Genomic DNA, 25,612 nt, shown 5'->3' with positions numbered 1-25,612 from the left:
GTGGTCCATGGCTTTTCGCAATCTCTACCGCGACCGCAGGCGCACCCTGGCCACGGTGATAGCGGTGGCCGCGGGCCTGTTCGCGGTGCTGATGTTCCTCGGCTATATCCGCTTCGTCGAGAGCTCCCTGGCCTCGGTGGTCATCTACCGCGACGCCAACGCCCATGTGCAGGTGTACCGCAAGGACGGCCCCGCGCAGCTGGCGGCGACCCCGGCGCAGTATTCACTGGATACCCGCGACCAGGCGCTGATTCACCGCGCCGCCGCCGGACTGCCGAACTTCCTGCGCGCCTCCAACCAGCTGGTCGGCGTCGGCGTGGTGCAGGCGGGCACCGAGAGCGCTGTTTTCCTGGCCCGCGGCATAGACCCCGGGTTCGAAAGCGCACTGCAGCGGCACAGCCCGCTGGCGGCAGCGCCCCCGCCCGAGGACGGCCTGCTGCTCACCACCCAGCTGCAGGACCTGCTCGGCTACCCCGAGAAAGGCAGCTACCTGCAGCTGTTCGGCGCCTCCTACGCCAACCGCATGAGCGCGATAGAGGCGCCGCTCGCGGGGGATTTCTCCACCGGCATAGAGGCGATTGAAGACAAGGGGCTCAAGGCACCGCTGGCGCTGCTGCAGTCCCTGTACGACACGGATGCCGTCTCGCGGGTCGTTATTCAACTGGACAACCGCATCCACAGCGGCGCCTTCCGCGACAGACTGGCGGCGGAACTGGAGCGGCAGCAGCCGGGCCGCTTCGAGGTCACCACCTGGGACCACCCGCAGATAGGCCAGCTGTACACCAGCTTCATGGGCTTCTTCACCATGGTGTTCGCCTTCACCGGCATAGTGGTCTTCACCATTGCGCTGACCACGATACAGCACACGGTGGCGATGAACGTGGCCGACCGCACCCGCGAGATCGGTATGCTGCGCTCGCTGGGCTTCGGCCGCGGGCGCATCGCCGGGCTGTTTGTGCGCGAGAGCCTGCTCACCACCCTGGCCGCGGCGCTGGTCGCCGCCGCCCTGGCCTACGCAGTGATCGCCGCGCTGGCCCTGGCCGGGGTGCAGACCCAGCTGCCGCGCATCGCCGAGCCGGCCACCCTGGCCCTGCAGCTGCCCCCCGCCTGGACCCTCGGCGCCATCACCTGTGCCGGCGCCGGTATCGCCCTCGGGGCGCTGGTCACCGCGCGCAAGCGGGTCGGCGGCCAGGTGCGCCCCGGGCGCCGCGGCGTGCCCCTGACCCGCCTGCTGGCCCCGGCCGCCTGCCTGCTGCTGGCCCTGCCGATGCCGGCTCCCGCCGATGCACAGGCGTCCGCGCCGGACGAGGAGACGATGCGCCGCTGGCTCAAGCAGGCGGACCTGGCCCGCGGCGGCTGGGGCAGCTACATGTGGAAACTCAGTATCCACACCGAAGACCCGGCCGGCGCCACGGATACCGACTACGACATCGCCGTGCGCGACGGCCGCGCCCTGGCGATGACCACGGCGCCGCGGCGCTATCGCGGGGAGAAGATACTGATCGCGTCCCGCGCCATGTGGTACGCCAAGCCGGGCCTGCGCAAGCCGATCAGCATCAGCCCGCAGCAGCGGCTGGTGGGCGAGGCGGCCAACGGCGACATAGCCGCGACCCAGTACGCCCGCGACTATACGCCCGAGTACCTGGGCGCGGTGGAGCTGGACGGCACCCCCTGCCACAAGCTGAAACTCACCGCCGCCACCGACGGCGCCACCTACGAATCCATCATCTACTACCTCGACCGGCGCAGCCGCCTCGGTGTCAGGGCCGAATTCCTGACCGCGAGCGGCATGCCGCTCAAGGTGGCGCACTTCGAGTACGGCAACCGGGTGCAGGTGGACGGCGAGGCGCGGCCCTTCGTATCGCGCATGAAGATCGTCAACGCCAACTTCCCCGAGCGCTACAGCCTGCTCGAGTACGACCGGGTGGTGCCCGCCGACCCGCCGGACAGCCTGTTTACCGTCGACACACTGATGACCCTCTAGGAGCACAGATATGCCTGTCAAACTGTTGCTGACCATGTCCCTGCGCAACCTGTGGCGGCAGGGGCGCAAATCCCTCGGCACCTTCGTGGTGATGAGCGTTTCCGTGCTCGCCCTGTGTCTGCTGTCCGGCTATATGCAGTCCAACGTGGAGTTGATCCGCGACGCCTTTATGCGCTGGGGCGCCCGCGGCCACCTGGTGATCGAGCGGCCCGCGTCCGAACTGGCGCGCAGGGTCGAGGGCGCCGGCCAGCTGCCGCTGACCGGCGAGATACAGCGGCGCATAGACGCGGTGCTGGCCGAGGAGCCGCAGCTGCTCGCCAGCGCGCGGGTGCTGCGCATCTCCGGCATGGTGTCGAACGCCAATGTGAGCACCATCTTCGCCGGTATCGGCCAGGACGTGCAGGAGATTCGCGCGATCAAGGGGCCCGCCTACGAGTACGACGTGGTCGCCGGCACCCCCCTGTGGATGGAGACGCGCGCGCAGCCGCTGGTGCTCGGCCAGGGCCTGGCCGCCATCCTCGGCTGCGAGGTGCCGGACGTGGGCTTCGCGCCGCTGCAGCCCGGCGATACACCGCAGTCGCGCCCGCTCGACTGCCCGCCGGGCGCCCTGGAGCTGACCGCCACCACCCGCGGCTCGGCGCGCGTCAACGCGGTGCGCGCGCAGCCCACCGGCATCATGGACTGGGGCATCAAGGAGATTAACGACCGCCTGGTGGTGATGCCCATGGCCGACGCCCAGGCGCTGCTGAACACCAGCGACGTCAGCGAGTACCACCTGCTGCTCGAAGAGGGCGCGGATATAGACGCGGCGCGCAGCCGCATCGCCGCCGCCCTCGCCGAGGCGGGCCTCGACGACGTGGCAGTCTTTCTCTGGTCCGACCGCGCCGCCTTCTACCAGCAGGTCAAGGCGGTGCTGGGCGGCTTTCTCAATTTCATCGCCCTGATCGCCTGCGCCATCGGCTTCACCAGCCTGCTGAACGCCAGCTACATGAATTTCTCCCAGCGCGCGCGGGAGTTCGCGACCCTGCGCAGCCTCGGTTTCACGCGCCGCTTCGTGCTGATATTGACCGCGCTGGAGAACAGCTGGCTGGCGCTGGGGGCCGCGCTGGCGGGCATAGGCGCGACCGCCGCCATCGTCTGGGCGGTGCGCGAGGCGCAGATCATGTGGACGCCGCCCGGGTCCAGCAACGCGGTACCTGTGGACCTGGCCTGGGTGGTCCCGACCTATGTGGCCGCGCTACTGGGCGTGGTACTGATCGCGGCCTTCGCCAGTTCGATTCCGACCCGCAAGATCCTGAGACGGCCGATCCGCGCCGTGCTCTCCGACGCGTAACCGCCGCTCTCGCAGCAAAGGAGAAATTTCAATGACTGAAATGGCACGCAAACGGCGCTGGAAGCGCTTCGTAGACCAGGAGTCCGGCAAGGCGCTGGTGGTACCCCTGGACCACGGACTGACGATGGGCCCGATACCCGGCATCAGCCGGCCGGAGGACATTCAGCGCTGGCTCAGCGCCGAGGTGGTGACCGGCGTTGTGCTGCACAAGGGCTACGCCGAGCGCATCGCCGGCGGTCTCGGCTGCGGCCTGGTTATCCACCTGAACGGCTCGGTCAGCCTGGACGAACGGCCGGACCTGAAGCAGCTGGTGACCAGCGTGGAGGCAGCGGTGCGCCTGGGTGCCGATGCGGTTTCGGTACAGACCAATTTCTCCGCGGCCACCGCGTCCCACAACCTGCGCCTGATCGGCCGGGTGGTGGACGAGGCCCACGCCTGGGGCCTGCCGGTGCTGAACATGGTGTACGACAAGACCCGGGACGAAGGCCGCCCGCTCGAGCACCTGCGCCACTTTATGCGCGCCGCCGTCGAACTGGGCGTCGACGCCCTCAAGGTGGCGGCACCGGCACAGCTGGAGCGCATACCCGAAGTGCTGGACGGGGTGCAAAACCACACCCCGGTGCTGTTTGCCGGCGGCGCCCTGGCCGACGAGAGCGCGCTGCTCGAGCTGGCGGCGGCCGTGGTCCGCCACGGCGCCGGGGGCATCTGCGTCGGCCGCAATGTGTTTCAGCGGGCCGCGCCGGCGGTCACCCTCAAGCGCCTGCTGCACCTGTTCCGCAGTGGCGCCAACACCGATATCCACTTCGCGCACCCGCTGGCACAGCGGGAGCGGGAAGCCGAGATGGCGGTGTGACCCGGCGCCGCGAACGGATTCCGAAAACCCGAGTGACAGCAAAGAGAGACACGACAGTGATTCCTATCGACTCCAGTCCCGGATGCGTCGACCTGCTGGTCGACCGCCATGTCCGCGCCGGCCGCGGCGACCACCCAGCCCTGGTGGAGTGCGGCCCGGCGGGCCGCCGCAGCCTGAGCTACCGCGAGCTGCAGCAGCGCACCCTGGCCGCAGCCCAGGAACTGAACGTGCGCCTGGCCGGCAGCCGCCGCCAGCAGCGCATCGCGCTGGTGGGCTCGGCGACCCTGGAAAACATCGTCTACTGGCTCGGCGCCATGCGCGCCGGCCACCTGCCGTTTACCGTGCACCCGGCCCTGCCCCGCGACCACTACGGCGGCCTCTGGGAGGACTTCGACCCGGCGCTGGTCCTGGCGGACGGGACAGCCGTGCCGCTGGACGAGGCGGAGGCAATGAGCCCGGTGGAGGAACTGACCGCAGCCGCTGCCTCGCAGGGCCATCTCGGGGAGGTCAGCGACCTGGCCGCGGACCTGGACCGGCGCCCGGCACTGGTGCTGGCCACCTCCGGTTCCACCGGCCGCCCGAAGTTGTGCGTGCACAGCCACCGCGCCTTTTGGGCCTTCGAGCGCAACGTCAGTCGCGCCCTGTGGGACATTCGCGCGGACGACCGGGTGCTGGCCAGCACCGGCCCCTTCTTCTCCTTCGGCCTGCAGGGGCTGCACGTGCCACTCAGCCGCGGCGCCACCGCGGTGACGCTGCCGGAGTGGCAGCAGCACGCGGACTTCCTCGAAGTGATGGAGGCCGAGTCGGTCAGCGTCTTCCTGGCCGTGCCCACCCTCTACCACCTGATGATGTCCCGCGCCACCCGCCCCTACCGGCTGGACGCCCTGCGCCTGTCCCTGTCCGCCGGCGAGCGGCTGCCGCCGGTGATCCGCGAGCGCTGGCAGGCGTGGAGCGGCTCGAAGATGCTGGACTCCATCGGCACTACCGAGACCTTTGCCCCCTATTTATCCGAAGTGGCCGCAGGCGCTCTGTCCGAGAGTACCGCAGGCGCCGAGCAGGCCGGGCAGGCGCTGCAGCGCGTCGGCGGTTTCCACTACACGGAGACACTCCTCGGCGGCGACGGCGCCTTCTCCCTGTCGATTTCCGGGGGCTGCCTGATGCTCGGCTACCTGACCCCGGCCAGCGGCGGCCTGCTGCAGGAGGCGGCGACGCCCTTCGATACCCGCGACCTATTCACCCGCGACCGGGACGGGTTGCACTTCGTCTCCCGCGACAGCGAGCGCATCAAGGTGGCCGGGCACTGGGTCAGCCCCCAGGAGCTGGAGGAGTTCCTGCTCGCGGACAGGCGCGTGATCAAGGCGGCGGCGCTGCCACTGGAAACCGCCGAGGGGCTGACGCGGCTGCGCGCCTATGTGGTGGCCGATACCAGCGGCTATTCATCCGCGGCGCTGGTCAACGACCTGATGAAACGCATCCGCGAGCAGCTGCACCCGCGCGCACTGCGCCCGGACCGCATAGAGCTGGTCGAGGATATCGCCACGACCCCGAGCGGCAAGATCAAGCGGCAGGAACTGCGCGCCCTGGTGGGACGCCCGGTGGCCAGGGCCGGCGCCCTGCTGGCCCGCTAGCCCGGATTTCTCACGAAGATCCGTGGCGAGGCGGTTCCAGAGTGTGGCATGGCTGTCTTTAGCGACAGATGGCGCGCGGAGGCGTACTTGCCGTACGCCGAGCACGCCGACCGAGCGAAAGGCAGCCAGGGCGCGCTCTGGGGCCGCCGCAGTAGGAGATTGGGAGGAATCCGGGCTAGGGCCGGATCAGCCCCAGGGACAGGGCGCGGGCCACGGCCTGGCGCCGGTTGGAGACACCCAGCTTATGAATGATGTTGCGGAAATGGAAATTCACCGTCGCCTCGGAGCAGCTGAGAATGCGCGAGATCTCCCAGGACGTCTTGCCGACCGCCGCCCAGTGCAGGCATTCGCTCTCGCGCGGGGTCAGGCCTATGTCCGCCGCCGCATCGACTTCCTCGATGCGCGCTATCGCCTCGTAGGCGTAGGACGCCAGCAGCTGGATGGTGGGCATTGTCTCGGTCAGCCAGGCCCCCACCCGCTCGTTAAAGGAGGCGCCGTTGGCCACCGAGATCATCATCGCCCGGCTTTGGCGCGCGCCGCGCAGCGCCGTGGCCACACCGGTGGCGATGCCGTGGGCGGCGGACTCCTCGTACAGCTCGCAGGCCTCGCCGGGAAAGTGCTCCCGGTGCCAGATCATCGGCACCGGCGACTGCCGGCAGTGGCGCACCACCGGATCCCGCCTCACCCACTGCAGGCGGTTGTAGCGCTCCACGCAGTCCCGCGGGTAATTGGTCTGCACGCCGTAGCGGGTGCCGTCGGGCGCGGCGGGGTTTTCGAGGCCAATCAGGTAAAAGTCAAAACCTATGGCGCTGACGGACCGCTGGATACGCTCCTTCACCTGGTCGATGGTCTGCGCGGCCAAGAGGTCAGGCAGGGCCCGAATCACTTCCATTCGCGGGCACAAGGCTGTTTCTCCCAACAGATAGAGAAAAATCGAAAGATTATTCTGCTTTTCCTGCAGAAACCACTCGATAGTAGCGCAACCAGATGACAAACAGGAGAAACAATTTGCCATTTCGTGACGGAGTACCTCCCCGGGCCCCGCCCCTGTTCGGGAAACCGGGCACACACCAACCCCAAGTTACAAGGAGAAAACAGTCAATGGATATGCATCTTGAACTGCTCGAGGCCGGCAAGAGCGCCCTGATCGAACGCCTGCGCTCCCACCCCTTTCTGCGGCGCTGCCGCGAGGGCGCCATCGAACTGGATGAACTGAAAATTTTCCTGGCCCAGCAGGGGCTCTACAGCACCTATTTCACCCGCTACCTGTGCGCGATGATGGCCAACCTCCCGGGCAACGACGAGGTACTGGCACTGGCGGAAAACCTGTTCGAGGAACTGGGTCTGGAACCGGGCAGCCCCCAGCCCCACCACCTGATCTACCGCTCGATGCTCGACCGCTTCGGGGTGCACCTGGGGGACACCGAGCCCCTGGCCGGCACCCGCCAGCTGATCGACACCATGTTCCGCCACTGCCGCGACTCCAGACCCAGCGCCGGCCTCGGCGCCCTGTGCCTGGGCGCCGAGGCACTGGTGCCGGCGCTCTACAGCGACATAGTCGCCGGCTTCCGCTCCTGCGGTGTGGCGGACGCGGACATAGAGTTCTTCCTGCTGCACATAGAGTGCGACGACGGCCACGCCGAAACCATCCGCGACATCATGGTGGATATCGCAACCATCGACCCCGGGCAGCTCGACATTATGCTCGGCGCCGGCAGCGACCTGGTGGAGGCCCGGCTGCGCTTCTTCGACGCCATCGAGACGGCCTACCGCGCCTCGCAGCCGGTGCTCGCGGCCGCGGAGCCCGAAGCCATTCCCGCCTGAATTCGCGGAGGAGATGACAGTGACTGAGGAGAAAACCAGGGGTGAAACCCTGTCCATGGGCAAGGAGGAGCTGGTCCACCGCGCCCGGGACGAAATGCGCCGACACCTGGACACGCCCGGCTGGTCCCTGCGGGAGAAGCTGGCGCTCACCTGCCACATACTCTTCGCCCAGGGGCACGACTCGGGCCTGGCCGGCCAGATCACCGCGCGGGCCCAGGCTCCGGGCACCTACTACACCCAGCGCCTCGGCCTGGGGTTCGACGAGATCACCGCGTCGAACCTGCTCGCGGTGGACGAGGATCTGCAGGTGCTGTCCGGCGAGGGCATGGCCAACCCGGCCAACCGCTTCCACTCGTGGATCTACCGCGCGCGGCCGGATGTGCGCTGCATAGTGCACACCCACCCGCTGCACATTTCCGCGCTGTCGATGCTGAGCCGGCCGCTGAAGGTCTCCCATATGGACACCTGCCCGCTGCACGAGGAGGTGGCTTTCCTGCAGGAGTGGCCCGGCGTGCCGGTGGGCAACAGCGAAGGGGAGATCATCGCCGCGGCCCTGGGGAACAGGCGCGCGGCGCTGCTGGCGCACCACGGGCTGGTGGTGGCCTGCCGCTCGGTGGAGGAGGCCTGCGTGCTGGCAATCCAGTGCGAGCGGGCCGCGCGCCTGCAGCTGCTGGCCGAGTCGGCGGGCCAGGTGCGCGACATAGATCCGCAGCTGGCGCGCGAGGCCCACGACTGGGTGTTGCAGGAGAAGCGCACCGCGGCCACCTTCTCCTACTACGCCCGGCGCGCGCTACGGGCCCTGCCGCCGGGCGCCGTGGACCCCCTGAGTTGACCGCCGCGCGGCGGTCGCCGTGGCTTCTGGAGGTATGGAGTTAGGTCAATGTTGCACAGGTTACACCGTATTTCGGCGCTGCTGATCAGCCTTTACCTGGTCTTCCACCTGGCCAACCACCTGGCCGCGCTGGGCGGGGTGGAGGCGCACATCGCCTTTATGGACAGCTACCGCAGTGTCTACCGGAGCTGGCTGGTGGAGCCGCTGTTGCTGGCCTGTGTGCTTTTCCAGGTGGGCTCCGGCATCACTTTCATCCTCCGCCGCCGCGGCCGGCGGCGCGGTTTCTTCGACCGCGCCCAGGCCGCCTCCGGCGCCTACCTGGCCTTCTTCCTGCTCTTCCACCTCGGTGCAGTGCTCTACGGCCGGACGGTGCAGGGCCTGGACACCAATTTCTATTTCGCCGCCGCGGGACTCCAGCCCGGCGCCTACCCGGCCTTTTTCGTGCCCTACTACTCCCTCGCGGTGCTGGCCTATTTCACCCACTTGGCCTGCGGCCTGCGCTGGCTGCTGCGCCGGCACCTGCCTCCGCAGTCGCTCGACCGGGCCGCCCTGGGCACCATGACCCTCGGCCTGCTGCTGGCCGTCACCATAGTCGCGACATTTAGCGGCGCCCTCTACCCGGTGCGGATACCGGCGGACTACTGCCTCGGCGACTGCCCGCCGGCCGCCGCGGTTCGTTAAGGCCGCGCCGCTCCTGTATAATCCCCCGCTATCAACTGACGATCACTGGGATTTTCATTTTTATGGCTAGTTACTCCACCAACGAATTCAAGAGCGGCCTCAAGGTGATGCTCGACGGCGACCCCTGCTCCATCGTCGAAAACGAATTCGTCAAACCCGGCAAGGGTCAGGCGTTCAACCGCGTCAAGCTGCGCAACCTGAAGACCGGCAGGGTCTGGGAGCGCACCTTCCGCTCCGGCGAGAGCCTCGAGGCCGCCGATGTGATGGACCGGGAAATGGAGTACCTGTACAACGACGGCGAGTTCTACCACTTTATGGAGCCGGAGACCTTCGAGCAGCACCAGGCCTCCGCCGCCGCCGTCGGCGACGCCGCCAAGTGGCTGAAGGAGCAGGACGTCTGCACCGTGACCCTGTACAACGGCGCCCCCCTGGCGGTGACCCCGCCGAACCACGTGATCCTGGAGATCACCGACACAGACCCGGGCCTGCGCGGCGACACCGCCCAGGGCGGCACCAAGCCCGCCACCCTGTCCACCGGCGCCGTGGTCAAGGTACCGCTGTTCCTGGAGATCGGCGAGACGATCAAGGTGGACACCCGCACCGGTGAATACCTGGGCCGCGCCAAGGAAGACTGATTCTCCTTTACCCATTTTGCAGGAGCGGCCCATGGCCGCGATCGGGCTCCGGGGAGTCCGATCGCGGCCATGGGCCGCTCCTGCGTGAACCCTCCGAAAAATGACTGACACATCCTGGCAACCCACCGCCTCCACCGAGGCCCTGCGCCGGCGCGGCGCGCTGCTGGCGGATATCCGCCGCTTCTTCGCCGAGCGCGACGTGCTCGAAGTGGAGGTGCCGGTGCTGTCCCGCCGCGCCACCAGCGATCCGCATATCGAATCGATCACCGCGCTGTGTAACGGCGAGCCCGCCTACCTGGCCACCAGCCCGGAATTCGGCCTCAAGCGCCTGCTCGCCGCAGGGCTCGGGGACTGCTACTACCTCGGCAAGGCGTTTCGCGAGGGCGAGGCCGGCGGTCGGCACAATCCGGAATTCACGATGCTCGAGTGGTACCGCTGCGGCTGGGACGAGCGCCAGCTGATGGGCGAGGTCGGCGAGCTGCTCTGCCTGGTGTTGGGCCTGGAGCGGGTGCAGTCACTGAGTTACCGGGAGCTGTTCCTGCGAGAGCTGGCGCTGGACCCGCACACTGCCTCCGAGGAGGCGCTGCGCGCCTGCGTGGCGCGCGAGGTGGACCTGTCCTTCGTGCCGGAGAACCGCGACGAGTGCCTGGATCTGCTGATGAGCCACCGGCTGGAACCGGCGATGGGCGACGGTATCACGCTGCTGTACGACTTCCCGGCCAGCCAGGCGGCGCTGGCGAAGGTGGTCGAGGACGAAACCGGCACCCCGGTCGCGCGCCGTTTCGAGGCCTATGTGCACGGGCTGGAGCTGGCCAACGGCTACTGGGAACTGACCGACGCCGGCGAACAGCTGCGCCGCTTCCAGGCCGACCACCGCGACCGCGCGGTGCGCAAGCGGCACGTCTACCCGTTCGAGGAACGGCTGGTGGCGGCGCTGGAATCCGGAATGCCGGACTGCGCCGGCGTCGCGCTGGGGGTCGACCGCCTGCTGATGCTGGCCGGCGGCTATTCAAACATCGACGACGTGATCGCGTTTCCGATAGCGCGCGCCTGACAGGCGGTAGTTAGGGAACCTCTGAATAACTACATAGCCTCTCTGCGGGGCTTGCAGAGGTATCGCGGAATTATTCAGAGGTTCCCTAGGGCTCGAAGCGGTACTGGGCCACCTCGCCGACGGCGAAGAAGCCGGCGTCCAGCAGCAGCTGCTGCCGCTGCGCCGGCGCCAGTGCCACCGCGTGTTTGTGGTGGCTGTGCAGGGCCTGGCCCACCAGGTGATGGAAAAGCGCACGACCGATGCCGCGGCCACGATATTCCTCCAGCGTCATCAAATCGTAGAAGCCGAGCGCATCGGCGGACGCGAACAGACAGCCGCCGGCCACCGCCCTGCCCTCCAGTTTGCCGAGGAAGAATTTCAGGCGGCTGCGCTTCTGCTCCGGTATTTCCTGCAGCAGGTGGTAGAACTTCTTGATCTGCGGCCCCTCGCGCGCACCGTCGTAGATCGCCGCCTGCAACTCGCCATAGGCGGTCAAGGCTTCACCGGTGGCGGGCGCAAACTCCAGCTTGCCGTGCAATGCCTCCGGCAGCCCGTCGTCCTCCGCCAGGCGCTGCACCTCGACCGCCATGGCCACCATCGACTCCCGGCGCTTCAGCCCCAGCTCCGCCAGTTCGCCGTCGTCGGGAAACTTGCTCGCGCAGTGCCACAACGTGAAGGGGCTGTGGCGCTCGGCGAAATAGTCGACGACGAAACGCTGCAGGATGCGCGTCGGCATCACGGTATTGGTTACCGCCTGATTGAAGGTGTACGACAACAGGCCGCTGTCACTGCGCAGCACACCGGTAATTTCCTTGGTATGGTCCGGATTCAACAGGTCCGCGCAGTAGCCGGCGCGGGCCTCCAGATTGCGGCAGACGAGGTTTTTGGCGCTGAGACTGTATTTCATGCCTGTAAGGATAGCCGTCGTTTCGCATCGCGCGGGCGGCGTAACAGCGCAACCGGCTCCTTCAGGGCAGCTGTTTCTCGACCTGGGACAGGGCGCAGTGATCCATCGACAGCGCCGGCGCCTCACAGCTGGCCCTGCAGATGACCCGCGCCGGCACGCCGGCGACCAGCTTGTGCGCCGGCACCGACTTGAGCACCACACTGCCGGACGCGATCTGCGCGCACTGGCCTATCTCGATATTGCCGAGCACCTTGCTGCCGGCGCCGATCAGCACGCCGCAGCGCACCTTCGGGTGGCGGTCGCCGCCCTCCTTGCCGGTACCGCCGAGGGTGACCGATTGCATGATCGATACGTTGTTTTCGACCACGGCGGTCTCGCCGATTACGATACCGGTGGCGTGGTCGAGCAGTATGCCCTCGCCCAGCCGCGCGGCCGGGTGTATATCGACACCGAACACCACCGAGATGCGGTGTTGCAGAAACAGCGCCAGGGAGCGGCGCTGCTGCTGCCACAGCCAGTGGGCCACGCGGTAGGCCTGCAGCGCGTGGAAACCCTTAAAAAAAAGGAAGGGTTCGTAGTGGGCGTTACAGGCGGAATCCCGCTGGTAGACGGCGGCGAGGTCGGCGCGCGCGGCGCGCCCTATGGCCGGGTCCGCGGCCAGCGCCTCGTCGATCACCTCGCGGATCAGCAGCGCCGGCGCCACCGCGTTGTCGAGCTTGTTGGCCAGGTGAAAACTGAGCGCCGATTCCAGCGTGTTGTGGTTCAGTATCGTCGCGTGCAGAAAGCTCGCCAGTATCGGCTCCCGCTCCACCTGCCGGGCCACATCGGCGCGGATCTGCTGCCAGAGCTTGTCCGCCTGGGTTTCGTTTCGAATCGCTTCCATTGTTACGAGTTCTCTAACAGAGTGGCATTAAAGTGATGCAAAGCCCCTTCCCCAAGTCAGGTGGTAGGATGGGCAAAGCGCAACCTGCCCATCAATCCTGAAGATGGGCAGGTCGCTGCGCTCCCTTGCCCATCCTGCAGTTATCGAAATCTCACTTCGCCTTATACCGCGCCGAGGGTCAGCGGCGGCTCCATCAGCGCCGCCTGCTGTTCGCGCAGCGCCAGTATATGCTCGGCCCAGTAGCGCGGGGTATTGAACCAGGGAAACGCCTGCGGGAAAGCCGGGTCCTGCCAGCGCCGCGCCAGCCAGGCGGCGTGGTGCATCTGGCGCAGGCAGCGCAGCGGCTCGATCAGCTGCAACTGCTGCGCGTCGAAGCTGGCGAAGGTCTCGTAGCCCTCGATCACCGCGTCCAGGTAGGCGGTCTGCTCGGCGCGATTGCCGGAGATCAGCATCCAGATATCCTGTATCGCCGGGCCGGTCAGGCAGTCGTCCAGATCCACAAACCAGGGCGTGTCGTCGCGCCACAGAAAATTGCCGCTGTGGCAGTCGCCGTGCAGGCGCAGCACCGGCCAGTCGCGCTCGAACAGCGGCGCTATCTGCTCGATCAGATGGGCGCTGACCGACGCGTAGGCGTCGCGGTTCTCCCGCGGCAGGAAATCGCCGGCGAGGATAAACTCGCGGCTGTCTATCGCGAAGTGCTGCAGCGTCAGCGCCGGGCGGAACCGGAACGGGCGCGCCGCGCCGATCGCGTGGATGCGCCCGAGCATGGTGCCCACCTGTTCCAGGTGCTCGAAGTTGTCCAGCTCCAGCTGGCGGCCGCCGCGGCGCGGGAAGAGCGCGAAGCGAAACCCGTGCGCCTCCAGCAGCGTGCGGCCGCCCAGCTCGAGTGGCGCGACGACGGGAATTTCCGCTGCCGCCAGCTCCAGCGTAAACTGGTGTTCCTCGAGGATCTGCGCGTCGCTCCAGCGCCCGGGGCGGTAGAATTTGGCGATCAGCGGCTCGCCGCCCTCGATGCCCACCTGGTAGACGCGGTTTTCATAGCTGTTCAGCGGGAAGATACGCGCGTCGGAAATCAGGCCGGCGCTCTCGACGCAGTCGATAACCACGTCCGGCGTAAGGGCTTCGTAGGGGTGGTGGTTCTGGGGCATAACCTATCCCGGGACTCTCTAGGACAGCTATGCTAACGCGGCGCGCACGCCGGCGACAAACCGGCAAACCCACAACTCCCCGAACCCTGCCGACAGGAGCTCCGATGCCCACGAGAAACAGCGCCGCAACAGCCACGGCCGCCATCGCCACCCTCACCGCACTGCTGTGCCTGGCCGGTTGCGACGGTGGGCGGGAGCCCGCCTCCACGGACAGCCAGGCGCCGATCGGCAAGCTGGCATCCAGGCTGGAGACCTTCGAGCGCCGGGCGAGCGACTGCACCGGCGAGCAGCAGTGCGCGGTGGTCTCCGTCACGCGCGAGGTGTTCGAGCAGCGGCCCGCGCTGAACAAAGCAATTCTCGAGTCACTGATCCGCCAGTTGCAGGGCAATGGTGAGGATCGGGCATCCGCCATCAACCTGGAGGAAGTCGCCGACCAGTTTCTCGCCGAAGCGGCGCGGGCCGAGGGCATCAGCAGCGCCCGCTGGCAGCTCACCGGCGAGGCCCAGCGCCTGTCCCGCCGCAAGAAGCTGCTCACCGTCGAGATCGGCACCTACCTCTATACCGGCGGCGCCCACGGGATACCGACGGTCAACTGGCTCAATTGGGACCTGGCGGCGAATGAGTGGGTGTCACTGGAACAGGTGATCCGCGAGGGCGAGGGGAAGGCCTTCTGGAGAGCGGCCGAGGCGGCGCACCGGCGCTGGCTGCGCGACCAGCCGGGAGCCGACCTGGAATACCGCAAAAGCTGGCCCTTCCAGCGCAGCGAAGATTTCCGCCTCGACGACGAAGGCCTGGTGCTGCAGTACGACGTCTATGTGCTGGGGCCCTATGCCCTGGGCCCGGTGCAATTGACGATCCCCTGGGAGGATTTGCGCGGCGTGATTCGCGCGCGGTATCTGCCCGGGCAGGTCACCGAATAAATCGCTCTCAGTCCCGGCGCGGATCAGGCGCGGGTTTTTTCGGCATCAGGTACCAGAGCACCGCCGCGACCAGAAACAGCGCCGGCACATCGCCGAGCAGGTTGGCCCGCTCCGTCGCGTCCGCCAGCGCCTGCACGAACATGATGCCGCCGTGCACTATGCTCGACCAGACGGTAAACCAGATCAGGCTGGCGTTGGCCGTCGGATCCCTGGCGGCGAGAATCAGGAATACGCCCAGGGTCGCGTAGATGCCCGCGATCATCTGCTCGTACTCCGGCTGTCGCGGCGTCCACCCCCAGCCGGAGGGCCAGACCCACATCATCATCGGGTAGATGCCGAAGATAAAAATCAGCCCGAAAATGACCAGCGCGACCTTCAGATATTTGAGCCTGGTTGCGGCATTCATCGGATTACTCCTGCAGGTCCGCGGGGATATGGCACACGACTTCGATATTGTGGCCATCCGGGTCCAACACATAGGCGGCGTAGTAGTCCGCGTGGTACTGCCCGCGCACGCCGGGCGCGCCCTTGTCCCTGCCGCCAGCCTCCAGCGCCACCTTGTGGAATTCACGCACCGTGTCCCTGTCCTCGGCGCGGAAGGCGATATGCAGGCTCGGCGCGGTACTCTTGCCGCCCCTGATCCAGAAATCCGGTTTGTCGGCCCAGCCAAATCCGGCCCAGTCGTCGTACTCGAGAATCAGCTCATAGCCGAGCGGCGCCAGCGCCAGGCGGTAGAATTCCTTGCTGCGTTCGTAGCTGTGCACATGGACACCTATATGGTCCAGCATCGCGCTATCCCTCCGTTTCGATGCAAACCCCGGCGCGCCGGCGCGCGCAGATCGAATATAGAGTAGTGGATATCCGGGACAGCGGCGCCGCAATTCCGGCGGCCCTTATGACCGGAATCAACGATCTGCAATCGCGCGCCAGCACGCCAACTTCTGCGCAAAGTTCAGCGACGCGTGCGCCGGGCTGGTCGACGGCAGCCGCTCGGCGGGAATGTTCCGGAAGGGCGCCGGCAAGCCCGGCCGCACGTAACGCCTGTACAGCTGCTCCGCCTTGGCGCCGTTGAAGTACAGCTTGCCAATCCGCGGGTGGCGGGAGAAAAATTCGGCGAAGTCGTTCGGCACTATCGACGCGGCGACGATGGCCGAGTCCAGGCTGCCTGCGCGGGTGCAGCTTTGCAGCACATCCCACAGCGCGATGCGCTTGGCAATCAGCGCGCGGCAGCACTGTTCGTAGTCGAGGCCGGCGTCCAGCGCCAGCGCAGCCGTGACCAGCGGCCAGAAGGCGTTGCGCGGGTGGGCGTAGTAGCGCTGCGCGCGCAGCGACGCCGCGCCCGGCATAGAGCCGAGTATCAGACGCGTCGCGTCCGGCGCGGCTATGGGTGCGAAGCTGTGCACATGGGGCATCGGATCGTGCGCCGGCACTCAGGCCTCGTCGATATAGGGGGCGAGTTTGATTTTCAGCAGCTCCACCAGCCGCGGCTCCATATAGCCGAAGATATCCGGAATATCGAGGCACACCGGCGGCCTGTCGGCGAACAGGTCCGCGAAGCGTTCGCACAGCAGATCGCACTGATAGCGCTCCATCGCGAACACGATATCCGCCCATTGGATCAGATCCCGCTCGACGACCCTGACCGCGCTCGGACTGACGCCGGCGCTGGCGGACTCGACACCCGGGTACTGCGCAAATACCGCCTCCGCGGTCGGGCTGCGCAGCCGGTTTTCGGTGCAGACGAACAGCAGCTTCACATTTCGCTACCCGGCAAAAAAGGCGTTCAGCCGCGGCGGTGTGTGCCGGCGGCCCAGTCGCGCGCGAGCAGGCCGAACAGCAGCGCATCCTGAATCTCGCCCATATGAAAATAGCACTCGCGCTGCAGGCCCTCGCGCCGGAAACCGAGTTTTTCCAACACGCGGATAGAGGCGCTATTGCGCGGGTCCACATCGGCGCCGATGCGGTGCAGGCCCAGCGGCCCGAAGGCGAAGTCGATCAGCGCCGGCAGCGCGCGCAGTATCAGGCCGCGCCCCCAGTGTGCGCGACCGAGTGCAAAGCCGATTTCGGCGCGGCGGTTTTTCCGATCGATACCCGCCAGTGTGCAGGTGCCGATCAGCGCCCCGTCGCACTCTATCCCCCACTGGTAGAGGCTGCCCTCGAGGAAGCCCTCGCGAATCGACAGCAGGTACTGCTCCGCCGCCGCGCGCGTGTCCAGCGGCTCTGTCGCCATATAGCGCACCACCTGCGGATCGGCGAATATCGCCGCCAGCGCCGGCATATCCGCGTCGCCCAGCCAGCGCAGTGTCACCCCATCGCCGGCCAGGGTCGGCAGGCGGGTGCCGAGCTTGTCCGGATTCACCGCGCAAACGCCCAGTGGTAGAGACCGTAGCAGGCCACGCCGGCACCGAAGATAAACTGGCCGATCAACAGCGCGCGGATCGCGAAGGTATAGCGCACCACCCTGCCCTTGCGCGCACTGTCGCGGGAAAAGACGCGGCTGCTCTCCGGCAGATCCCGCTCCAGCCGTTTCAATCCCGGCACCGCGAGGCTCAGCAGCTCGCGGCTGCGCGCGTCCACCAGCCAGAACACCGCCGACAGAATCACGACAAAGCCGCCGAGCAGCGCCAGGCTCAGCGGGTGGAAGCCCTTCTCGACGGCGGTGAAGATACCACCCTCGGCGAACATCGACAGCAGCACGAAGAAATTGAAGCCCTTCAGGCGCTGCTCGGCGTTGAAACGGTAGTGTTCACAGAGATACTGCTGTTCGGTCACCGCAATGCTTCCCCCCAAAAGTGTGCGCATTTCTATTTCCAGCCGGTACGGTCCAGCCGATAGACAAAACAGTCATCCTCGCCAAACTGGCGCCGCTCGACAAAGCGAAAACCCATTCTTTCGTAGAAGCGGTGTGCACGCACATTGCTCGCCAGCGGATCTATCAGCACCGCGCTGACCTCCGGCGGCGCGAAGCAACGCTCCAGCGCCAGCCGCATCATCGTCGTGCCATAGCCGCGGCCCAGGTCCTGTGCCTCGCCGATCCAGATATCGATCGCGCGCAGGTTGTCAGCGACATCGCCCCAGTAGTGGCTGTCCTCCCGCGCCGGATCGATGATCTGGATAAAGCCGATCGGGCGCCCGTCCAGCTCGGCGATCAACAGCTCGCGCCATTCGGGGTGGCGCAGCAGCTCCGTCTCCCAGCCCCAGTCGTCGTTGGGGTCGGCCGCGATCACATGGGGCTGCTGGTCCCAGTAGCGGAGCAGTTCTAGATCGCCGATGGTCGCCGTGCGCAGCTGCATATTATTGGGCCCTGTTGTATTTCAGATGGCAGCGGGCGCCGCCGCATCGAGCAGGCGAGCGGTCGGCACCAACTGCCGATCCCAATAGTACGGGATTTCACTGCACAAAAAAGCCGGGCAGTGCCCGGCTTCTAAATTCTGACAGAGCCTATCGACCAGAATCGAAGGCAAAGTGCTGGGGCAAGGGATTCGAAACCGTCGGCGACAGGGATGTCGCCGACGGAGCGTACAGGGATGTATTCACAGCGTTTTCGAATCCCTTGCCCCAGTGCTTTGCCGCCACAGCACCCATTAAGAATGGTGCTCTAGGGAACCTCTGAATAATTCCGCAATGCCTCTGCGGGCCCTGAAGGCTGCAGCTGTTAGGCGCAGCTCGCCGCGAATGGCCCGGCCCTTTGCAAGAGCTGCAACGCAGCAGATGCAGCCTTCAGGCCCCGCCCTACGGGGCTTGCAGAGCGATTCACACTCTGCGTTGCGGCTTCTTGAAAGGTCTAGACATTCCTGCGAAGCCGCGCCTTGATTGTGAACCGCTCTGCAAGCCAGAGGTATCGCGGAATTATTCAGAGGTTCCCTAGTTCCATCAACAAACTGATGCCCGGCTTCGTTTGCTCAAACTGGATCAGCGATTGGCGCGGTGCGCTATCAGCTCGTCGACGACGGACGGATCCGCCAGCGTCGAGGTGTCGCCGAGCGAATCCAGCTCGTTGCAGGCGATCTTGCGCAGTATGCGGCGCATGATCTTGCCGGAGCGGGTCTTCGGCAGGCCCGGGGCCCACTGGATGATATCCGGCTTCGCGATCGGACCTATCTCCTTCACGCACAGATCGATCAGCTCCTGGCGCAAGGCCTCGCTCGGCTCGTGGCCGGCCTTCAGCGTCACATAGGCGTAGATGCCCTGGCCCTTGATATCGTGCGGGTAGCCGACCACGGCGGCCTCGGCGGTGTCCTCGTGCAGCACTATCGCGCTCTCGATCTCGGCGGTGCCGAGACGGTGGCCGGAGACGTTCAGCACATCGTCGATGCGGCCGGTGATCCAGTAGTAGCCGTCGGCGTCGCGGCGGGCACCGTCGCCGGTGAAGTAGTAGCCGGGGAAGGTGGAGAAATAGGTGTCGATCATGCGCTGGTGGTCGCCGAAGACACTGCGGATCATCGACGGCCAGCTGGATTTCATGACCAGCGCGCCCTCGCCTTCGCCCTCTATTTCATTGCCCTTCTCGTCCAGCAGCGCCGGCTGCACACCGAAGAAGGGCCTGGTCGCGGAGCCGGGTTTCAGCGGCGTCGCGCCGGGCAGCGGCGTGATCAGGTGGGCGCCCGTCTCCGTCTGCCACCAGGTGTCGACGATCGGGCAGCGCTCGTCACCGACCACCTTGAAATACCACTCCCAGGCCTCCGGGTTGATCGGCTCGCCGACGGTGCCGAGCAGCTTCAGTGAGCTGCGCTCGGTCTTGCGCACATAGTCGTCGCCGGCGCCCATCAGCGCGCGGATCGCGGTCGGCGCCGTGTAGAAGATATTGACCTTGTGTTTGTCGACCACCTGCCAGCAGCGGGATGCGTCCGGATAGGTGGGCACCCCCTCGAACATCAGGCTGATGGCGCCGGCGCACAGCGGGCCGTAGACGATATAGCTGTGCCCGGTGATCCAGCCCACATCGGCGGTGCACCAGAAGACGTCGCCCTCCTTGTAGTCGAAGGTGTATTTGAATGTCATCGTCGCCATCAGCAGATAGCCGGCGGTGGTGTGCAGCACACCCTTCGGCTTGCCGGTGGAGCCGGACGTATAGAGGATAAACAGCGGATCCTCGGCGTTCATCGGCTCAGGCGCGCACTCGGCCTCCATCTCGGCGACAGACTCGGCATACCAGATATCGCGCTTGCTGTCCCAGTCGATATTGGCGCCGGTGCGCTTGACGACGATGGCCGTGTGCACGTCCGGGCAGCTGGCCAGCGCCTGGTCGACATTCGCCTTCAGCGGCACCTTCTTGCCGCCGCGCACACCCTCGTCGGCGGTGATGACCAGGCGGCAGTCGGAGTCGAGGATGCGGTCTTTCAGCGAGTCCGGCGAGAAGCCGCCGAAGACCACCGAGTGCACGGCGCCGATACGCGCGCAGGCGAGCATCGCGTAGGCGGCCTCGGGAATCATCGGCATATAGATACAGACGCGGTCGCCGCGCTCGACGCCGCGGGCCTTCAGCAGGTTCGCGAGGCGGCAGACATTTTCGTGCAGTTCGCGGTAGCTGATATGCCGGCTGTCGGCCGGATCGTCGCCCTCCCAGAGGATCGCGGTCTGCTCGGCGCGGGCCGGCAGGTGCCGGTCGATACAGTTGACGGTCACATTCAGCTGGCCGTCGGCGAACCAGGCCGCGTGGCCGCGCTGCAGGTCCTGCTCGACGACCCGGGTGAACGGCTTCTCCCAGCGCAGGAAGTCCTTGGCCTGCTGCGCCCAGAAGGCATCCGGATCCTCCACCGACTGGCGGTACATTTTCTCGTAGTCATCCGCGTTGATATGCGCGCTGGCGGCAAAGTCTGCGGGCACGGGGCGGGTATGCACTTCTGACATCGTCTTCTCCCTTATTAGTATTATCTGGCCGGTCGATGATCGATCGGAACGCGGCGGCGCTCGGCCAGTTATAACACTGCCGGGCAATGAATGACAACGCTGTCAAACAGCGTGACTGCCAATTCTAGTTCGCATCATAGCCCGGCGGCGGCCCGCTTCCACCGTCAAAGAGACTAATCGCGTGCCAATCCGCGACGGGGATTGAGGGAGGTTGGGAGACTGTCGGCAGCGTGAAGGTGGTTTCACGCCGCCAGGGGGGAGGAATTACCCCCCTGCAGGAGCGGCCGTTGGCCGCGATCGGGCCGCCGGGAATTCCTCAACCGGCCGCTCCTACGCCAAGGGGATCAGGCCTCGGCCAGCTGCACCGGTATCGTATTGGTGCTGCGCTCGACCCGGTTCTTTTCGTCCAGGTAGACCAGCTTCGGCTTGAAGTTGTCCGCCTCCGCTTCCGTCATCCGCGCGTAGGACGCGATGATGATGCGGTCGCCCACCTGCACCCGGCGCGCGGCGGCGCCGTTCATCGAGATAATGCCGGAACCGCGCTCGGCCAGGATCACATAGGTGTGGAAGCGCTCGCCGTTGCTGACGTTGTAGATATCGATCTTCTCGAATTCGCGCAGGCCGGCCAGCTCCACCAGCTCCTCGTCGATCGCGCAGGAGCCGTCGTACCAGAGTTCGGCCTGGGTCACCGCGGCCATATGCAGCTTGCATTTCAGCATTTCGATTTGCATCTGGCTTACCTCCCGTCAGAGTTCCAGGGATACGTTGTCGATCAAGCGCGCAGCGCTGGTATAGATGGCGCCGAGAATCGTGATCTGCGTGTCGTCGTCGGCCGCCGGTTGCAGATCCTTGCTGTTGCAGATAGAGAAGTAGTCGACGCGGAAGCCGGCCCGCTCGATACGCTGCTTCGCCTCCGTCTCCAGTACCGCGAAATCCCGGCGGCCGCTCTCTATCTCGCCCTTTACCCAGTTCAGCGACTGATTCAGCACCGCCACCTTCGGGCGCTCCTCGGCGGTGATGTAGCTGTTGCGCGAACTCATCGCGAGGCCGTCCGCCTCGCGGTGCACCGGCGCAGCGACTATCTCCACCGGGATACACAGATCCTCGACCATGCGGCGGATCACCGCCAGCTGCTGGAAGTCCTTGATGCCGAACACCGCCTTATCCGGCTGCACTATGTTGAACAGCTTGGCCACGACGGTGGTGACCCCCTCGAAGTGGCCCGGGCGGCTGGCGCCGCAGAGCACATCGGTCATCGCCGGGCAAACCACCCGGGTCTGCTGGTCCATGCCGTTCGGATATATTTCGCTCTCGTCCGGGTGGAACAGGAAGTCGCAGTCGGCCGCGCGCAGCCGCGCCATGTCCTGCTCCATGGTACGCGGGTACTTGTCCCAGTCCTCGTTCAGGCCAAACTGCAGCCGGTTGACGAAGATGGACACCACCACCAGGTCGCAGTGCTGCTGGGCGAGCTTGACCAGCTCGATATGGGCATCGTGCAGATTGCCCATGGTGGGCACGAAGCCGACGGTCTTGCCGTCGCTGCGGGCCTTCGCCAGCGCCTCGCGCAGGCTGGCCACATGGTGGAAGACTTGCATCGCGATCACTACCGCTTTCCGTTTACCAGCGCGGCATCATACTCGCTGCGCCGGTGCGCCTCAATATCCGGAAACAGCGGATCTCAGGCAAAAATCGGCAATAACGCCGCAAACAGGCCGCGATCTGCCGGCAACGCCGAAAAACTAGAATCTTCCTTCGGTTTCCCGGCGCCGGCCCACAGCAGACCGCGGGACCCGATTGCGCGCGGTTCAGGAAAGATTCAGTCACCGCGCGGCAGACTGGCCCCCACAGTACCAGAGGTCGCCCCGACGGCATCGCAGAGCCTTCAGCCCCAGCGAGCCGTCAGCTCCGCAGAGAGCCGCCGCCTCGAACAAGGAGCCATCAGTGCTCGGGAGATCCGCATGAAACAGATAGTCACCGCCATCGCCACCGCCGGCCTGCTGCTGCTCGCCGGGCCGGCGCTCGCCGACGACCGCCACAGCTGGCGCGGCAAGCAGGATTCCGACCTGACCGGATCGGCCTTCCGCAAAGCGTACAACCGCGAGCGCGCCAAAGCCCGGGAAGAGCGGCACGAGCGCGAGCACCGGCCGCGCCGCGAGCACGGCGGTCACCGCGATGACAGGCACCACAAGCGCGACCGCGACCACCGCAAACACGAGCGCCACCACAAGCGCGACCGCGAGCACCGCAAACACGAGCGCCACCACAAACGCAAGCGCGCCTACGAGAAGGGCTACAGGCACGGGTACAAGCAGGGCTACCGGCAGGGTCACAGGTGGAGCCACCACCGCCCGCACTGGCCCCGCTACCGCCCCGGCTACCGCCACCACCGGCCCCACTGGCGCCCGGCGCACTACGGCTACGGCTATCGCTGGAGACACCTGCCGCGCAGTTTCGTACATATCAGCGTCGGCGCGCTGGGCTTCTACTACAGCGACGGTATCTTCTACCGCCCCCACGAGCACGGCTACGTCGTCGCGCGCCCACCGATCGGCGCGGTGGTGTACAGCCTGCCCAGCTCAGCGGTGACCGTGGTATTCGGCGGCCTGGACTACTACGTGGCCTACGACACCTACTACCTGTGGGACGGCCCGGCCGGAGGCTACCGCGTGGTCGCCAACCCCGGCATCTATTACTGAGCGGTTTTCACGATCCATTCCACCCCAACTCCAGCGGCCTCCGGGCCGCTTTTTTTGTATTCGTCTCCGCCCGCACCAAATTTTTAAATTGAATAAATGTTCAACATTTTTCCTGCACTGACGCCTGTTTTTTCACAACATAAACCGAATAAAAATTTAATTTTTATTCGGTAAAAAATCGCTTTTTTCTTATCTATAGTTATTGCTTTCGAGCCCTTCTGGGCCCAAGATTCGCGCCCCGCCAACTTACAACTGAACAGGCGCCATGAAACAGCAACAAATACAAGACTGGACGTGCGAAGATTCGGCAGAGCTCTACGGAATCCGCAATTGGGGCGCCGGCTATTTCGACCTGAACCAATCCGGGGAAATCACCGTCAAGGTGGAAAACTCCGCCGGCGAAACCCACAGCGTTTCACTGATGGATATCGCCCGCGGCGCCACCGAGCGCGGCCTCGGCCTGCCGCTGCTGCTGCGCATAGAGAACCTGCTCGACGCGCAGGTTGCGCGCATTAACGAATCCTTCGCCCGCGCGATTGCGGACTGTGGCTACCGCAACGTATTCCGCGGCGTCTTCCCGATCAAGGTGAACCAGCAGTGCCAGGTGATCGAGGAGATCGCCAGCGCCGGGCGCCGCTTCAACCACGGCCTCGAGGCGGGCAGCAAGGCGGAGCTGATCGCGGCGCTGTCGATCCTCGACAACACCGATTCGCTGATCGTCTGCAACGGCTATAAGGACGAGGAATTCATCAACCTGGGCCTGCAGGCGCAGCGCCTCGGCGTGCAGGTGTTCTTCGTCGTCGAGACGCCGTCGGAGGTGGACACGATTATCCGCTGCGCCCAACGCGAAAAGGTGCGCCCCAATATCGGTGCGCGGGTCAAGCTGGCGTCCAAGGTCGGCGGCTACTGGAACGCCACCAGCGGCGACCGCAGCATCTTCGGCCTCGGCAGCAACGACCTGATCGCCATGGTCGACAAGCTGCGCGAGCACGACATGCTCGACTGCCTGAAACTGCTGCACTACCACCTGGGCTCCCAGGTACCGAATATCCGCGATATCCGCACCGGCGTGCTGGAGGCCTGCCGCTACTACGCCGACCTGGTCGAGGAGGGGGCGGCCATGGGCTACCTGGATCTCGGCGGCGGCCTGGCGGTGGACTACGACGGCTCCAAGACCAACTACACCCACTCCAAGAACTACTCTCTGGACGAGTACTGCGTCGACGTGGTCGAGGCGATTATGGGCACGCTCGACAGCGAGGGGGTCGCGCACCCGGTCATCATCACCGAGTCCGGCCGCGCCACCGTCGCCTATTCGTCGGTACTGCTGTTCGACATTCTCGACACCACCCGCTTCGAGCCGGTGGAGCTGGAGCACACGAAGATCGCCGACGGCGACCACCAGATGCTGCTGAACCTGCAGGACGCGGTGAACAACATCAATGTGAAAAACCTGCAGGAGAGCTACAACGACGCCCTCTACTACCGCGACGAGGTGCGCTCCCTGTACCTGCACGGCCAGGTCAGCCTGCGCGAGCGCGCCAACGCGGAAAACCTGTTTCTGCAGGGCGCACAGCAGATCCGCAAACTGCTCGACGAAGCGGAGGAGGTGCCGGTGGACCTGCAGGCACTGCCCGAGGTACTGTCGGATATCTACTACGCGAATGTCAGCGTGTTTCAGTCGCTGCCGGATATGTGGGCCATAGATCAGGTGTTCCCGCTGGCGCCGATCCACCGGCTGGACGAGGCGCCGACCCGCTCGGCGATCATCGCCGATATCACCTGTGACTGCGACGGCAAGATAGACCGCTTTATCGGCCGCCAGGAGGAGCAGAAGACGCTGCCGCTGCACGACCTGAAAGACGGCGAGGACTATATCCTCGGCACCTTCCTGGTCGGCGCCTATCAGGAGACGCTGGGCGATCTGCACAACCTGTTCGGCGATACCAATGTCATCAGCGTGCGCATTCACGACGACGGCAGCTTCGACTACAGCCGCGAGATTCACGGCGACAGTATTTCCGATGTGCTGAGTTACGTGGAGTACCGGCCACAGGAATTGTTCGAGCGCTTCCGCAAGCTGGCGGAGCGGGCGGTGAAGGACGGCAGGATCACAGCGCAGCAGCGCAAGCAGATACTGCACACCTATACCGCGAGCATGAGTGGTTATACCTATTTTGAGAAATAGCCGCAGGCGCTTTCGAAAAATAGCCGCGGAATTTTTGAGAAATAAGGTTCAATAATCGAAAAGAAAACTTAAGTTCGATGCGAAGGCCCTGATACCGGTGGCGCTTTGCGGGACTGGGGGGAAGGAGGGAGAAGAAAAAAAGAAACCAAGGAGGGGGGAAGGGGGGGGGCAAAAAAAAACCAAAAGGGAAAGGGAAAACACCCCCCCCCCAGTACCA

General features: G+C 65.7%; 26 protein-coding genes. 12 read left to right on the top strand and 14 right to left on the bottom strand.

What is annotated here, in order from left to right:
- Window positions 1–7: 7 nt before the first annotated feature.
- From ACXAF3_RS12230 to ACXAF3_RS12215, 4 genes are read left to right on the top strand one after another with little or no spacing between them, the layout of a single operon-like run.
- Window positions 8–1,984: an outer membrane lipoprotein-sorting protein gene (locus ACXAF3_RS12230; RefSeq protein WP_475112590.1), complete on the top strand. Its 1,977-nt coding sequence runs from the start codon at window positions 8–10 to the stop codon at window positions 1,982–1,984.
- Between the two features lie 10 nt (window positions 1,985–1,994).
- Window positions 1,995–3,317 (top strand): ABC transporter permease, encoded by a 1,323-nt coding sequence (locus ACXAF3_RS12225; protein WP_475112589.1) that lies wholly within the window; start codon window positions 1,995–1,997, stop codon window positions 3,315–3,317.
- 31 nt (window positions 3,318–3,348) lie between these two features.
- A complete protein-coding gene (locus tag ACXAF3_RS12220) occupies window positions 3,349–4,170 on the top strand; it encodes a class I fructose-bisphosphate aldolase (protein ID WP_475112588.1) in 822 nt (273 codons plus the stop codon).
- Between the two features lie 56 nt (window positions 4,171–4,226).
- Complete coding sequence (locus tag ACXAF3_RS12215) at window positions 4,227–5,798, top strand: AMP-binding protein (protein ID WP_475112587.1); 1,572 nt, start codon at window positions 4,227–4,229, stop codon at window positions 5,796–5,798.
- A 175-nt stretch (window positions 5,799–5,973) separates the two neighbouring features.
- Here ACXAF3_RS12215 and ACXAF3_RS12210 read toward each other — a convergent pair whose 3' ends face one another.
- Window positions 5,974–6,690: an autoinducer binding domain-containing protein gene (locus ACXAF3_RS12210; protein WP_475112586.1), complete on the bottom strand. Its 717-nt coding sequence runs from the start codon at window positions 6,688–6,690 to the stop codon at window positions 5,974–5,976.
- A 209-nt stretch (window positions 6,691–6,899) separates the two neighbouring features.
- Here ACXAF3_RS12210 and ACXAF3_RS12205 point away from each other — a divergent pair, with 209 nt between their 5' ends.
- The 5 genes from ACXAF3_RS12205 to epmA all read left to right on the top strand — a co-directional run bounded on the left by ACXAF3_RS12205 (window position 6,900) and on the right by epmA (window position 10,824).
- Window positions 6,900–7,622, top strand: a complete 723-nt coding sequence (locus tag ACXAF3_RS12205) for a TenA family transcriptional regulator (protein ID WP_475112585.1) — start codon at window positions 6,900–6,902, stop codon at window positions 7,620–7,622.
- Window positions 7,623–7,641: 19 nt separating this feature from the next.
- Window positions 7,642–8,454, top strand: a complete 813-nt coding sequence (locus ACXAF3_RS12200; protein ID WP_475112584.1) for an aldolase — start codon at window positions 7,642–7,644, stop codon at window positions 8,452–8,454.
- A gap of 48 nt (window positions 8,455–8,502) precedes the next feature.
- Entirely contained in the window at window positions 8,503–9,135 is a 633-nt protein-coding gene (locus ACXAF3_RS12195; RefSeq protein WP_475112583.1) for a succinate dehydrogenase/fumarate reductase transmembrane subunit, read from the top strand.
- 62 nt (window positions 9,136–9,197) lie between these two features.
- A complete protein-coding gene (gene efp / locus ACXAF3_RS12190; RefSeq protein ID WP_475112582.1) occupies window positions 9,198–9,770 on the top strand; it encodes an elongation factor P in 573 nt (190 codons plus the stop codon).
- Window positions 9,771–9,870: 100 nt separating this feature from the next.
- Window positions 9,871–10,824, top strand: coding sequence for an EF-P lysine aminoacylase EpmA (gene epmA / locus ACXAF3_RS12185; protein ID WP_475112581.1), 954 nt, complete (start codon window positions 9,871–9,873; stop codon window positions 10,822–10,824).
- 85 nt (window positions 10,825–10,909) lie between these two features.
- Here the strand turns inward: epmA and ACXAF3_RS12180 are convergent, their stop codons facing one another.
- From ACXAF3_RS12180 to ACXAF3_RS12170, 3 genes are all read right to left on the bottom strand, one after another.
- The gene (locus ACXAF3_RS12180) at window positions 10,910–11,710 is read right to left on the bottom strand and encodes a GNAT family N-acetyltransferase (RefSeq protein WP_475112580.1); all 801 of its coding nucleotides are present in this window, start codon (window positions 11,708–11,710) and stop codon (window positions 10,910–10,912) included.
- Window positions 11,711–11,771: 61 nt separating this feature from the next.
- A complete protein-coding gene (cysE, locus tag ACXAF3_RS12175; RefSeq protein WP_475112579.1) occupies window positions 11,772–12,593 on the bottom strand; it encodes a serine O-acetyltransferase in 822 nt (273 codons plus the stop codon).
- A gap of 161 nt (window positions 12,594–12,754) precedes the next feature.
- A complete protein-coding gene (locus ACXAF3_RS12170; RefSeq protein WP_475112578.1) occupies window positions 12,755–13,741 on the bottom strand; it encodes a serine/threonine protein kinase in 987 nt (328 codons plus the stop codon).
- 104 nt (window positions 13,742–13,845) lie between these two features.
- Here ACXAF3_RS12170 and ACXAF3_RS12165 point away from each other — a divergent pair, with 104 nt between their 5' ends.
- Complete coding sequence (locus tag ACXAF3_RS12165) at window positions 13,846–14,661, top strand: DUF3298 and DUF4163 domain-containing protein (RefSeq protein WP_475112577.1); 816 nt, start codon at window positions 13,846–13,848, stop codon at window positions 14,659–14,661.
- Window positions 14,662–14,668: 7 nt separating this feature from the next.
- Here ACXAF3_RS12165 and ACXAF3_RS12160 read toward each other — a convergent pair whose 3' ends face one another.
- From ACXAF3_RS12160 to panC, 10 genes are all read right to left on the bottom strand, one after another.
- On the bottom strand, window positions 14,669–15,067 hold the full coding sequence (locus tag ACXAF3_RS12160; RefSeq protein WP_475112576.1) for a DUF6632 domain-containing protein: 399 nt from the start codon (window positions 15,065–15,067) through the stop codon (window positions 14,669–14,671).
- Window positions 15,068–15,071: 4 nt separating this feature from the next.
- On the bottom strand, window positions 15,072–15,449 hold the full coding sequence (locus tag ACXAF3_RS12155) for a VOC family protein (protein ID WP_475112575.1): 378 nt from the start codon (window positions 15,447–15,449) through the stop codon (window positions 15,072–15,074).
- A 117-nt stretch (window positions 15,450–15,566) separates the two neighbouring features.
- Window positions 15,567–16,091 (bottom strand): DNA-deoxyinosine glycosylase, encoded by a 525-nt coding sequence (locus tag ACXAF3_RS12150; RefSeq protein ID WP_475112574.1) that lies wholly within the window; start codon window positions 16,089–16,091, stop codon window positions 15,567–15,569.
- Complete coding sequence (locus ACXAF3_RS12145) at window positions 16,092–16,418, bottom strand: low molecular weight protein tyrosine phosphatase family protein (protein ID WP_475112573.1); 327 nt, start codon at window positions 16,416–16,418, stop codon at window positions 16,092–16,094.
- A 26-nt stretch (window positions 16,419–16,444) separates the two neighbouring features.
- Window positions 16,445–17,020, bottom strand: coding sequence for a GNAT family N-acetyltransferase (locus ACXAF3_RS12140; RefSeq protein ID WP_475112572.1), 576 nt, complete (start codon window positions 17,018–17,020; stop codon window positions 16,445–16,447).
- Entirely contained in the window at window positions 17,017–17,463 is a 447-nt protein-coding gene (locus ACXAF3_RS12135) for a hypothetical protein (protein ID WP_475112571.1), read from the bottom strand. The genes ACXAF3_RS12140 and ACXAF3_RS12135 overlap by 4 nt, the downstream gene beginning before the upstream one ends.
- A 2-nt stretch (window positions 17,464–17,465) precedes the next feature.
- Complete coding sequence (locus ACXAF3_RS12130) at window positions 17,466–17,954, bottom strand: GNAT family N-acetyltransferase (protein ID WP_475112570.1); 489 nt, start codon at window positions 17,952–17,954, stop codon at window positions 17,466–17,468.
- Between the two features lie 619 nt (window positions 17,955–18,573).
- Window positions 18,574–20,511 carry an acetate--CoA ligase gene (acs, locus tag ACXAF3_RS12125; protein ID WP_475112569.1) on the bottom strand — a complete coding sequence of 646 codons (1,938 nt, stop codon included), beginning with the start codon at window positions 20,509–20,511 and terminating at the stop codon, window positions 18,574–18,576.
- A 344-nt stretch (window positions 20,512–20,855) separates the two neighbouring features.
- The gene (panD, locus tag ACXAF3_RS12120) at window positions 20,856–21,242 is read right to left on the bottom strand and encodes an aspartate 1-decarboxylase (protein WP_475112568.1); all 387 of its coding nucleotides are present in this window, start codon (window positions 21,240–21,242) and stop codon (window positions 20,856–20,858) included.
- 15 nt (window positions 21,243–21,257) lie between these two features.
- A complete protein-coding gene (gene panC, locus ACXAF3_RS12115) occupies window positions 21,258–22,106 on the bottom strand; it encodes a pantoate--beta-alanine ligase (RefSeq protein ID WP_475112665.1) in 849 nt (282 codons plus the stop codon).
- Window positions 22,107–22,469: 363 nt separating this feature from the next.
- Between panC and ACXAF3_RS12110 the strand changes: the two genes are divergently transcribed.
- A complete protein-coding gene (locus ACXAF3_RS12110) occupies window positions 22,470–23,207 on the top strand; it encodes a DUF6515 family protein (RefSeq protein ID WP_475112567.1) in 738 nt (245 codons plus the stop codon).
- Between the two features lie 265 nt (window positions 23,208–23,472).
- Window positions 23,473–25,395, top strand: coding sequence for a biosynthetic arginine decarboxylase (speA, locus tag ACXAF3_RS12105; protein ID WP_475112566.1), 1,923 nt, complete (start codon window positions 23,473–23,475; stop codon window positions 25,393–25,395).
- The last annotated feature ends 217 nt before the right edge of the window (window positions 25,396–25,612 follow it).

It is taken from the genome of Microbulbifer sp. ABF4_143 (assembly GCF_056160225.1).
Note: the sequence above shows the minus strand (reverse complement) of the source record. Positions and strands in the feature narration are given on the sequence as shown.